Here is a 12,783-nt window from a genome sequence, read left to right on the forward strand (position 1 = left end):
ATCTTTAATGATGCACACGCTCTTTTCCTTCTTTATAGAGCTTAGTAAGTAATGCAGCTGGGTCACCTACCTTGGCGAGGAAAATCATAGCTGCAATAATATAAGGTTTATAGGAGGCTTCTTTATAAAGTGAGTCACGGTAACGGTCAAAGACGGAGGTTGCAACTTCTCCATGTTCACAACTTACATCACTAATGTCTGCCGGTAAGCAGTGTAGATAAAGAGCTTTCCCTTCTTTGGTTGTGGCCATGAGCGCTTCGGTACACTCCCAATCTTGGTGGGTTGCATTTTGAGCAAGCAGTTCTTTTTCTAAAGCATGAATACCTTCTTGATCGCCTTTAACGTAGAGATCAGTACGTTTTTCCATAGCAGCATAAGGTGCCCAGCTTTTGGGATAAACAATGTCAGCATCTTTAAAGGCCTCTGCCATAGAATAGGTTTTTGTAAAGCTTCCACCTGCAGCTTCAGCTTGAGTTTGAGCTAAAGCTTCCACTTTATCCATAATTTCATAACCTTCTGGATGGGCCAATACAACATCCATGCCCATACGGGTCATTAATCCTATTACACCTTGAGGTACAGAAAGAGGTTTGCCATAAGAAGGTGAATAAGCCCATGTCATAGCAATTTTTTTGCCCTTTAAGTTTTCAATGCCACCAAATTCATGGATGATATGTAGCATATCTGCCATTGCTTGAGTGGGATGATCAATGTCACATTGAAGATTTACAAGGGTTGGGCGTTGTTCTAAGATACCTTTACGATAACCTTCCGCCACTGCTTCTGTTACTTCATGCATGTAAGTATTACCTTTACCAATATACATATCATCACGAATACCAATAACATCTGCCATAAAAGAAATCATATTGGCTGTTTCACGGACTGTTTCGCCATGTGCAATTTGAGATTTACCTTCATCTAAGTCTTGGACCTCAAGACCTAGTAAATTACAAGCAGAAGCAAAGCTAAAACGTGTCCGTGTAGAATTATCTCTGAATAAGGAAATGCCTAACCCACTTTCAAAAATCTTTGTAGAAATGTTTTGGATTCTTAAATATCTTAAGGTATCTGCCACTGTAAAGACGGCTTCAAGTTCTTCAAATGTTTTTTCCCAAGTTAAAAAAAAATCATTTTGATACATATTGCGAAAATGAAGATGTTCTAATTTTTTAATGGCTGATTCAAATTCAAACATAATTAATTGCCTCCTTGAGCATAAAGTAATGGAATTTGTGCATATACTGCGGCACATTTTACAAGATCCGCTTTCCATGTTTTTTCATTAGGGGCATGGGCCTCACACTCTTTTCCTGGTCCGAAACCAATACAAGGAATGTCAAAACGGCCCATAATAGAGACCCCATTGGTAGAGAAGGTCCATTTATCTACCAATGGAGTCCCATATAAGTCAGTATAAGAATCAACTACAGCATGAAGTGCTGAATGCTCACAAGGGACAACCCACGCTGGAAAGTAGCAGTCAGTCGGATAAACAAGTTTCGTCCAGCTAGGGGCTTCATAAGTATACATAGTTACCTGTGCGCCGTATTTTTGTACAGAAGGAAGCTGACGAATTTCTTCTAATGCTTGCTCGTAGCTCTCCCCTGCAGTTAGCCTACGGTCAATAGAAATGGCACTCATATCAGCTACTGCACAGCGTGAAGGAGAGTTACAGAAGGATTGAGAAACAGTTAAGGTTCCTTTGCCTAAGAACGGATCTATGCGAAGACGGTTGTTGAGTTCTTTCACTTCTCCTATAATTTCAGCCATTTTATAAATAGCATTCTCTCCACGTTCCGGAGCAGAACCATGACAAGAAATACCTTTTACCTCTACGCGAATTTCCATTCTCCCTCTTTGCCCTCGATAGATATTACCATCTGTAGGCTCTGTAATGACGACAAACTCTGGGCGAATACCACTTTCTTGAATGATATATTGCCAGCACAGGCCGTCGCAATCTTCTTCTTGAACCGTTCCAGTCACAAGTACAGTATAGCCATCAGGAATTAAGCTTAAATCTTTCATGATTTTTGCGCCATAGACTGCTGAAACAATGCCGCCTAATTGGTCAGAAGCACCACGACCACCTATTTCTTCTTCTGTTTCATAGCCCTTATAAGGATCAAAATGCCAGTTGCTCATTTCTCCTACCCCTACCGTATCAATGTGTGCATCGAAGCCAATGATTTTTTCTCCAGTTCCCATATACCCTAGAACATTCCCCATAGGATCAATCTCTACGCGATCAAAGCCTACGGCATGCATTTCACTAGCAATACGTCGAATGACTTGTTCTTCAGTACAACTTTCTCCAGGAATAGCAATCAAGTCTCTTAAAAATGTAGTCATGGTGTCTTCATAGTTTTTTGCTAATACTTTGATACGATTTGTCTCCATTTTTTATTCCTCCTTAAAATGATGTTGCCAAACAATTTGTCTATAATGTTCAGGGTCTGTGTCTCCTTCTGTTGAGAACAACAGTACGATAGACTCCTCGTTTAAACCTAGGTGTTCTTTCAATGGTTTTAAAGTCTCCTCTTCCATAACACTTGCCAAAAATCCAAGTGTTACAGCACCAGATTCGCCAGAAATGACTCGGGGATCTCCTTTAAGAGGTGCGCCTAATATGCACATACCTTTTGCTGCAACCCAGTCAGGGCAGGAAACAAAGTAATGTGTATGATTTTTTAGAATTTCCCAGGAAATGGTATTTGGTTCACCACAGGCAAGACCAGCCATAATAGTTGGCATATCGCCTGTTACAATACGAATTCTCCCATCTCCTGCTACTGCTGAATTATATAAACAAGCCGCTTCGGAAGCCTCTACAACTACCATTTGAATGCCACCTTCTACAAAGTGGTTAGCAATATACCCAATTACAGCACCTGCCAGTGATCCAACCCCTGCTTGAACAAAAACATGTGTAGGTTTTTGTCCAAGTTGTTCCAGTGCTTCTTTGACCATCGTACCATAACCTTGCATAATCCATGAGGGGATTTCCGTATAACCCTCCCAAGCTGTATCTTGTACTACAACGCCACCAGGAGTTTGGCATGCTGCTGCAGTAGCTAGACGTACACACTCGTCATAGTTAACTGTTTCAATAGTCGCTGTAGCTCCTTCTTTTTGAATATTTTGAAGGCGGATGGTCTGTGAACCTTTAGGCATAAAGACCACGGCTTTTTGTCCAAGTTTATTGGCAGCCCAGGCTACCCCTCGTCCGTGGTTGCCATCTGTTGCGGTGAAGAAAGTTGCATCGCCAAGTTGTTTTTTTGTTTCTGTTGAAATGAAGGTATCATAGTCTAGTTCACTTAAATCTTTTCCTAATGTCTTAGCAATGTGCTTACCCATTGCCAAAGACCCTCCTAGAACTTTGAAAGCATTTAGTCCAAAACGATAGGACTCATCCTTCACAAAGATACCGCCTAAGTGATAGAAGTCTGCTAAGCGGCATAATGCTTGAAGTGGTGTCACCTCATACATTGGAAAACTTTTATGAAAAGTATGTACTTTATCCATTTCATTAAGCGCCATCACTTGAAGTGCTTCCTCTTGAGTAGGTGGCATTTGATTCCGAACCCATTTAATTTGCTCCATTTGTTTTCTCTCCTTACTACTTGTTAAAAGCTATGGCGGTTGCTTACGTTATGTACGTGTTTTTTCCATATAATGATACAAAGTATATTTGGAAATACCAAAGCATTCTGCCACTTTATCTCCTGACTTTGTAATGAGAAATGCTCCTGATTCTTCTAGAAATTGTATCGCACGCATTTTATCTTCTTTGTTCATCATCTTAAGAGGCTTTCCTATAATTTGAATTGAACGTTCAATAAGTTCTTCTAAAAGGTCTTCTACTTTCGTTGTAATCTTATGTGGGCGCAAGGTGTACTTACTTGATCCTTGAACCCATTCGCCTAAAACCTGTTGAACCATCAAAAACTTAGACAAATCATAGTTAATGGACAAAATACCCTCTACTTGCCCAGTATCATTTCTTATGTAAATGGTACTTGACCTTAAAAGTCGGCCATCCTCAGTGGTTGTGCAATAGCCTATTTCATCCTGTACATCAGGACGAGCAAGGGCATTAAAAACGACTTCTGAAGGACCATCTCCTACTTTTCTATGGGTAACATGCCCATTTTCAATATAGTAGATAGAATGCTCTTGATCATTTTCTGTGAGGTCATGCACGAGCACTTCACACTCAGTTCCAAATTGTTCAGCTAATGCTTTAGTTAAACGCTTTAAAAATTCTACGGGTATCGTACTTAACATAATATTTCTCCTTTTTCTTGGTTATTACATATATATGCCTATATTCGTAGAATAGAAAAAAAACAAGAAAATTTCCTAAAAAAAATTTAGCTAGACTTAAAAAGTTTTAGGAATGAGTCCCCCTTTTGCCTCATATTTTAGAGTAATAAGGCAAAACATCAGGAGGATATTATGTTACTCATTGGAAACGGAACGCTGATCACAAATGATCAGGCAAAGCCTTTGCTTGAAGCAGGTGCTCTAGCAATAGAACAAGATAAAATTATAGATATTGGACCTACTGAAGTACTTAAAAAACGTTATTTAGAAGCGACGTTTATTGATGCTAAACAGGGACTCATTATGCCGGGCCTAATCAATACGCATAATCATATTTACAGCGCTTTTGCACGTGGCGCTTCACTAGGTGGCCCCACTCCCCATAATTTTCTAGATATTTTGGAACATACGTGGTGGAAGCTTGACCGACTTTTAACTTTGAAAGATACTCAATATAGTGCTTACTGGACTTACCTAGATGGGATAAAAAATGGGGTGACCACAGTATTTGATCATCATGCAAGTTATGGTGAGATTCCAGGAAGTTTGTTTACCATTTCAGAGGTAGCTAAAGAACTTGGGCTACGCACCTGCCTTTGTTACGAAGTCTCTGATCGTGATGGGGCAAGTAAGATGCGTGAAGCTGTAGCAGAAAATGTCCAGTTCATGCAAGCCACTAAAACGTGCAAAGATCAAAAAGGAATGATGGGACTTCATGCCTCCTTTACACTTTCAGATGCAACTTTAGATTATTGTAATGCACAACTTCCTCAGGGATGCGGTTATCATATCCATGTTGCAGAAGGTATAGATGATGTTTATCAGAGCTTAAATACATATGGTAAGCGCGTTCTCTTCCGACTCTATGACCATAACATCTTAGGTCCTATGACTATTGCAGGACACTGTATTCATATAACACCTGGTGAGATGAACTTACTCAAGCAAACAGATACGATGGTCGTTCACAATCCTGAAAGTAATATGGGGAATGCAGTAGGTGTACCGCCTGTCTTAGAACTTTTTAAACGTGGCATTTTGATGGGGCTCGGAACGGATGGATATACCAATGACCTCTTTGAATCACTTAAGGTAGCTAACCTTTTGCAAAAACATGAAACCTGTAATCCGTCAGTGGCTTGGAAGGAAATTCCTACTATGCTCTTTGATTATAACAAAGCGATCACCGAGCGGTTCTTCGATGATACGATTGGGATTCTTCAAGTAGGGGCTTGTGCAGATGTCATTATTGTAGATTATATCCCACAAACACCACTTACGAATGATAACATCACAAGTCATATACTCTTTGGACTTACAGGGCGACAAGTTAATACCACTATTGCTCGTGGTCAAATACTGATGAAAGATCGTGAAATTTTAGTGGCTGATGAAGAGGCTTTAATGGCACATGCAAGAAGCCATGCTATGGCTCTGTGGAGACGCGTATAAAAATAAGATTGGAAAGGTTGGATTGTCCTATGAATGATCGCATGGCACCTCTAAGTTTTAATAACTTAATGAAATGGATTTTAAAAGACTCCGATACAATATTAGGTATAACACCTCTTTATAAGTTGACACAAATGGATACACCTACTTTTAGTCTATATGGCGAAAAACTTGAACTGCCCTTTGGCCCTGCTGCAGGCCCTCATACACAACTTGCTCAAAATATCGTGGCAGCTTACGTAGCAGGGGCTAGATTTTTCGAACTCAAAACTGTGCAAACTTTAGACGGTGAGGACTTATCCGTTGCTAAGCCTTGTATCCTAGCCTGCGATGAAGGTTATAATGTGGAATGGTCTAGTGAATTGACTGTTCAAGAAGCTTGCGAAGAATATATTAAGGCTTGGTGTGCGCTTAAGGTTATTGCAAAATCCTATCATTTAGGTGATCCAGAAGGCTTTATTTTCAATATGAGTGTCGGCTATAACCTAAAAGGTATTCAATCTCCTAAAATAGATAATTTTATTGAAAATTTGAAAGATGCTAGACATACCTCTATTTGGAAGACTTGCATTCACTGGATTTATAATCATATGGATCAACTTCCTGAAGTCGATGAGCTCTATATCAGTCAAATTTCTCCACATGTATCTACCTCAGTTACCCTTTCTACACTGCATGGATGCCCTGCAGATGAAATCGAACGTATAGCAACCTATCTCCTTACTACAAAGCAACTACATACTTTTATTAAATGTAATCCAACCCTTTTAGGCTATACTTTTACACGTGAAAAGTTAGATGCAATGGGCTATGGTTACTTATCTTTTGACACCCATCACTTTGAACATGATTTGCAATTTAATGATGCTGTTGCACTGATCAAACGCTTACAAGTACTGGCGACGGAACAAAGCCTCACCTTTGGCGTTAAACTGACCAACACTTTTCCTGTTAAGGTGACGCAAAAAGAACTTCCAGGAGAGGAAATGTATTTATCAGGTCGTGCACTTTTTCCACTCAGCATAAGCTTAGCCTATGCTTTTAATCAAATTTTTAAAGGTCATTTACGAATGTCCTTTTCAGGTGGGGCAGATGCTTATAATATAGTTTCACTTATTCAGGCAGGCCTCTATCCTATTACTTGTGCTACTACATTGCTAAAACCTGGTGGATATAACCGCTTACGCCCTATCACAGAACTTTTTGCAAAAGCAATGGCAACGGGAATAATTAAAGAAGCCCCCTCTCTTCCATTGCCTCTTGAGCCCCTTCAAGACTTAATACATCAAATGACCAGTGATGCCTACTATGTCAAACCCGTTAAGTCCATACCTATTAAGAAAGTATCAGGTGTAAGTCCTCTTTTAGATTGTACCGTGGCACCTTGTCAAAAAGGGTGCCCCATTGAACAAGACATTCCTCGCTATATGCGTCTTGTAGCAGCAGGCCAGTATGAAGAAGCTTTACGAGTGATTATGGATAAAAACCCTCTGCCTTTTATGACGGGAACCCTCTGCAATCATCGATGTACGACTGCATGTAGGCGTAATTTCTATGAAGAGTCACTACGCATTCGTGAGGTTAAATTAGAAGCTGCAAAGAAAGGTTTTGATGCTATAAAAGAAGCTCATCCTACACCACCCGATCGCATTTGTAACCATAAAGTTGCAATCATTGGAGGTGGCCCCGCAGGGCTCAGTACAGCTTACTTTTTAGCACGGGCTGGCATGGATGTTACCTTATTTGAAAAAGAAAAAAGTTTAGGTGGCATTGTACGCTATGTCATTCCTGAATTTAGAATTGCATTAAAAGCTATACATCAAGACCTTTGCTTAATCAATCAATATGGCATTCAATTTGAAACCCAAACAAAAGTAGAATCTATTCAAGCTTTAAAAGATAAAGGTTATCACTATATCATTGTAGCTACAGGCGCTTGGATATCTGGCAAACTAAAAATCAAAGGGACAGACCCGCTGCCTGTCTTAAAATTTTTAAGACAGTTTAAAACTTCTCCTCATACGCTAAACCTAGGCAAACATGTTGTTATTATAGGCGGTGGAAATACTGCTATGGATGCTGCACGTGCCGCTAAACGAATACAGGGGGTAGAAACGGTCACCATAGTCTACCGTCGTACAAAACGCTATATGTCAGCTGATCAAGAAGAGCTTGATGCTGCCCTCCATGAAGGTATTATTTTTGCAGAGCTCCTAGCCCCTGTTGCGCATGAAAAGGGGACACTCCTTTGTCAAAAAATGATACTCGGGGCAACGGATGCAATGGGACGTTGTATGCCAATAGCCTCAAAAGAGGCATTAACCTTATTAGCTGATACAGTCATAACTGCTGTAGGCGACCAGATTGACCAATCATTCTTCATACAAAATCAACTTAAACTAGATCACAGAGGCTTTGCTATTCACTCTAAAGATTCCTTAGAAATTGTTCCCAATGTGTTTATTGCTGGAGATGTCAAACAAGGGCCTGCTACCATTGTTCAAGCCATTCAGGATGCTCAGAGTGTTGCTTCACTTCTTCTCCAACGTGAAAACTTAGAAGCACCCCCTTCAGTAACTATAGATACAGGTGTAGAACCTGCTTCCAAAGGTCTGTTACAGCATGCTCAAAAAGGCCAAACAGAAGCCAATCGCTGTTTAGGGTGTGACCACAGCTGTAGCTGTTGCGTAGATGTCTGCCCAAATCGTGCAAATCTAGCGCTCTGTGTCAAGGGTAAAGCACAAATTTTACATCTAGATGCTCTATGCAATGCCTGTGGTAACTGTGCAACCTTTTGCCCTTATGAAAGTTCACCTTATCAAAGCAAGTTCACCTTTTTTAGCACATTGGAAGATTTTGAATCTAGTTATGCTCCAGGCTTTGTCATTTTAGATTATGCTTTGCGTATCCTTGAAATACGTCTTACAGATGGCACTGTTCAAACATTTACTCCTAATAGTAAAGAAAAGTTTAAAATACCTGAGCTCATCGCTTTAATTGGGGTTTTCTTTAGTCAATACCCTTATCTCATGTTAATGAAACATTAGGAGGTGCCTATGTCTACATTTAAGGTTAATGGCCAATCTGTAACAACTCATAAAATCCAACCACTTTTAAACTTCTTAAGAGATGACTTAAACTTAACTTCAGTCAAAGACGGCTGCTCAGAAGGTGCATGTGGCAGTTGTATGGTGCTTATAGATGGCAAACCAACAAAAGCATGTATTCTGAAAACTCATAAATTAGAAGGAAAAAACATTATAACCGTAGAGGGACTTACTCCTCATGAGCAAGAAGTTTATCGATATGCTTTTCTAGAAGCAGGAGCCGTGCAATGTGGCTTCTGTATACCAGCGATGGTGATCTCTGCAAAAGGCTTATTAGATCAAATTCCAAGACCTACACCTATCCAAGTTAAACAAGCCATAAAATCCAACATCTGTCGTTGCACGGGATATAAAAAAATCGAAAAAGCGATTCTCTTAGCAGCTGACCTTTTTCAATCCCAAGCACCCATTCCTATTACAAGGGAAAATGGACAAGTGGGTGAAGCGATGTCTCGTATTGATGCTGGGGCTAAAGTTCTTGGCCGAGCTGAATATGTCAATGACCTAAAATTTCCTGGTATGCTCTTTGGATCAGCCCTTAGAAGCACTTATCCTCGAGCAATCATCAACCGCATTGATTTAAGTGCAGCGCTTAAAGTGGAAGGGGTTGTCTGTATTTTGACAGCCAAGGATATTCCAGGAACCCCTATTATTGGTCACTTAAAAAAAGATTGGGATGTAATGATTGCTGAAGGAGATACCACTAGGTATGTAGGCGATGCGCTAGCTCTAGTTGCAGCTAAGACAAAAGAAAGTCTTGAATTAGCTAAAAAAGCCATTCAAGTAGACTATACGCCACTTCCTCCTATTATAAACCCCGAAGAGGCTCTGAAACCAGGCGCACCACTTATTCATCCTGAAGGAAACATTTTACAAACTGAACGGCTCATTCGTGGTGATGCAAACCAGAAGATTCAAGATTCTGCCTATGTAGTGACTACCCACTACAGCACGCCTTTTACAGAACATGCCTTTTTAGAACCTGAAACTGCTGTTGCACGCCCGGAAGATGAGGGCATACTGATTTATTCAGGAGATCAAGGTGTTTATCAAACCCGTAATGAATGCGCATCTATGTTAGGGCTTCCACTTGAAAAAGTTAGGGTTATTGGAAAAACTGTAGGGGGTGGATTTGGTGGTAAAGAGGATATGAGTGTCCAACATCATGCAGCACTACTTGCTTATCATACGAAGTGCCCTGTTAAAGTAAGTCTTACCCGAGCTGAAAGTATTCGAGTGCATCCCAAGCGTCATGCCATGGAAATGGACTTTACAACTGCTTGTGATGAAAAAGGCTACCTAACTGCCATGAGAGCGGTTATCATTGCAGATACAGGAGCCTATGCTTCTCTTGGTGGTCCTGTCCTCCAACGAGCGTGTACCCATGCAGCAGGTCCTTATAATTATCAAGATGCAGATATTGTCGGTCATGCCGTGTATACCAACAACCCACCTGCAGGCGCCTTTAGAGGTTTTGGTGTGTCACAAAGTTGCTTTGCTACAGAATGTAACTTAAACCAGCTAGCGCAATTGGTGGGTATAAGTCCATATGAAATTCGCTATCGTAACGCAATTCGTCCAGGTCAAGTCCTTCCTAATGGCCAAATTGCAGATGAATCCACCGCACTTGTTGAAACCCTTGAAGCAGTTAAACCTACCTTTGACGCTTCTCCTTATGCTGGTATTGCTTGCGCTATGAAAAATGCAGGACTCGGGGTAGGCATTCCTGATATAGGCCGGTGCAAATTGGTCATTCAAGAGGAACAGGTTCATATTTTAACCAGTGCATCTTGCATCGGCCAAGGTCTTGGAACCATCCTCGCACAAATAATTTGTGAGACGACCAATCTACACCCTCAGCAAGTCATTCATCAATCACCAGATACCAAGCATACACCTAACTCAGGGAATACCACGGCTTCCCGCCAAACACTGTTTACAGGCGAAGCAACAAGGGTTGCTTCCCTTAAACTTGCTACTGCTTTGAAATCTCACTCTTTAAAAGATTTAGAGGGGGAAGTTTTTGAGGGAGAATATGTAGGAAACACTGACAAAATGGGGACAGATAAAGAAAATCCAGTGAGCCATATTGCCTACGGCTATGCTACTCATGTAGTCGTCTTAACCACTGAGGGCAAATTAGAAAAAGTTGTTGCCGCACATGATATCGGACGTGCAATTAATCCTAAAAATGTCGAAGGGCAAATTGAAGGGGGGATCACCATGAGCCTTGGCTATGCATTAACCGAAGATTATCCCCTTACAGACTGCGTGCCTACAGCAAAGTTTGGTACACTCGGTCTGTTTAAAGCACCTGACACACCTGAAATAGAGGTCCACTTAATAGAAAAAAATCCATCTCATCTTGCCTATGGAGCTAAGGGCGTGGGAGAGATTTGTTCCATTCCAACTGCGCCTGCTGTTGCACTGGCATACTTTAATTTAGATGGACAGTTCCGTACCAGTCTTCCACTGCTCCATACCCCTTATACCCCTAAATCACGAAAAATTTATTAATCTAGGAGGGATTTTGTGCATCGTTTACTCATTAAAAATATTCATACACTTGTCACCTGTGATGACCAAGACCAAGTCTTACATCGAGTTAATCTGTATGCAGAAGATGGCGTGATTCAGTCTATTGACCATTGTGTAATGGATGCAGATGAAATCATAGATGGCACCAACATGTTGGTCTATCCGGGACTCATTAATACCCATCATCATCTGTACCAAACATTTACAAGAAACTTACCCCAAGTACAGAATTTAGAGCTTTTTGCTTGGCTTAAAACCCTTTATCAAATATGGAAAGGCTTAACACCTGATACCATTCATCTAAGTAGTTTGGTGGGAATGGGTGAACTTGTCAAATATGGCTGTACCACTTGTTTTGATCATCACTATGTATTCCCAAATGGGATTAGTGAAGATTTAATTGGTACACAATTTGCCGCGGCAAGAGAACTGGGGATTCGTTTCCATGCCTCCCGTGGCAGTATGTCCTTAAGTGAAAAGGATGGTGGACTACCACCCGATAGCGTGGTGCAAAATGTAGATACCATCTTACAAGACAGTGAACGCATTATTAAAACCTATCATGATACACGAGCCTTTTCTATGGCTCAAGTGGCACTAGCACCCTGTTCGCCCTTTAGTGTTACGACAGACCTTTTAAGAGAATCTGCCCTACTCGCTAGAAAGTACGGTGTTAGACTACATACCCATTTAGCTGAAACTTTGGATGAAGAACGATTTACTTTAGAAAAGGTAGGAATGCGCCCACTAGAATATATGGCAAGTGTAGATTGGATAGGTCAAGATGTATGGTTTGCTCATGGTATTCACTTTAATAAAACAGAACTTAAACTTTTAGCAGATACGCAAACGGGTGTAGCTCACTGCCCTATTTCTAACATGAAACTCTCAAGTGGGATATGTCCTGTGCCAGAAATGTTAACACAAGGTGTACCAATCGGTTTAGCTGTAGATGGTAGCGCAAGCAATGATGGTTCTAATTTACTCGAAGAGCTTCGCGTTGCTTACTTACTTCATCGTCTCAACTCTAGTGCCAAAGCACCTAGTGGCTATGATATCTTGAAATTAGCTACACGTGGCAGTGCACGTCTCCTTGGTCGCAATGACATTGGGCAACTTAAACCCCAAAAAGCTTGTGACTTGTTTATGATTAATCAAAATCGATTAGAACTTATAGGTGCAACTTATGATCCTAAGAATCTCTTGGCTACAGTAGGTTTCAAACAACCTGTAGATTATACCATCATCCAAGGCCAAGTCATCTCAAAAGCTGGCATACTACAGTCGATAGATGAAGAAAAAGTAACCTATAATGCACACAATGCTGTTACAACATTACTTCAAAAGGAGGGATAAG

8 protein-coding genes are annotated in these 12,783 nt (G+C 40.7%); 4 read left to right on the top strand and 4 right to left on the bottom strand.

Annotated features, from left to right (window positions below; translation table 11 throughout):
- Positions 1-4: 4 nt before the first annotated feature.
- From ygeW to RRY75_RS05690, 4 genes are read right to left on the bottom strand one after another with little or no spacing between them, the layout of a single operon-like run.
- Positions 5-1,198: a knotted carbamoyltransferase YgeW gene (gene ygeW, locus RRY75_RS05675; protein WP_332492816.1), complete on the bottom strand. Its 1,194-nt coding sequence runs from the start codon at positions 1,196-1,198 to the stop codon at positions 5-7.
- 2 nt (positions 1,199-1,200) lie between these two features.
- Complete coding sequence (locus RRY75_RS05680) at positions 1,201-2,403, bottom strand: YgeY family selenium metabolism-linked hydrolase (RefSeq protein ID WP_332492814.1); 1,203 nt, start codon at positions 2,401-2,403, stop codon at positions 1,201-1,203.
- A 3-nt stretch (positions 2,404-2,406) separates the two neighbouring features.
- Positions 2,407-3,606: a diaminopropionate ammonia-lyase gene (gene dpaL / locus RRY75_RS05685; protein ID WP_332492813.1), complete on the bottom strand. Its 1,200-nt coding sequence runs from the start codon at positions 3,604-3,606 to the stop codon at positions 2,407-2,409.
- 48 nt (positions 3,607-3,654) lie between these two features.
- Positions 3,655-4,290 carry a helix-turn-helix transcriptional regulator gene (locus tag RRY75_RS05690; RefSeq protein ID WP_332492811.1) on the bottom strand — a complete coding sequence of 212 codons (636 nt, stop codon included), beginning with the start codon at positions 4,288-4,290 and terminating at the stop codon, positions 3,655-3,657.
- Positions 4,291-4,461: 171 nt separating this feature from the next.
- Here RRY75_RS05690 and ssnA point away from each other — a divergent pair, with 171 nt between their 5' ends.
- The 4 genes from ssnA to RRY75_RS05710 are packed head-to-tail and all read left to right on the top strand — an operon-like array spanning position 4,462 to position 12,782.
- Complete coding sequence (gene ssnA / locus RRY75_RS05695) at positions 4,462-5,781, top strand: putative aminohydrolase SsnA (protein WP_332492809.1); 1,320 nt, start codon at positions 4,462-4,464, stop codon at positions 5,779-5,781.
- Positions 5,782-5,810: 29 nt separating this feature from the next.
- Positions 5,811-8,828: a putative selenate reductase subunit YgfK gene (gene ygfK / locus RRY75_RS05700; RefSeq protein ID WP_332527471.1), complete on the top strand. Its 3,018-nt coding sequence runs from the start codon at positions 5,811-5,813 to the stop codon at positions 8,826-8,828.
- Between the two features lie 9 nt (positions 8,829-8,837).
- Entirely contained in the window at positions 8,838-11,405 is a 2,568-nt protein-coding gene (gene xdh / locus RRY75_RS05705; protein ID WP_332527472.1) for a selenium-dependent xanthine dehydrogenase, read from the top strand.
- 15 nt (positions 11,406-11,420) lie between these two features.
- The gene (locus RRY75_RS05710; protein WP_332492803.1) at positions 11,421-12,782 is read left to right on the top strand and encodes an 8-oxoguanine deaminase; all 1,362 of its coding nucleotides are present in this window, start codon (positions 11,421-11,423) and stop codon (positions 12,780-12,782) included.
- Position 12,783: the final 1 nt, after the last annotated feature.

The organism is Niameybacter sp., from assembly GCF_036655075.1.
In the GTDB taxonomy this organism is placed as follows: Bacteria; Bacillota; Clostridia; order Lachnospirales; family Cellulosilyticaceae; genus Holtiella.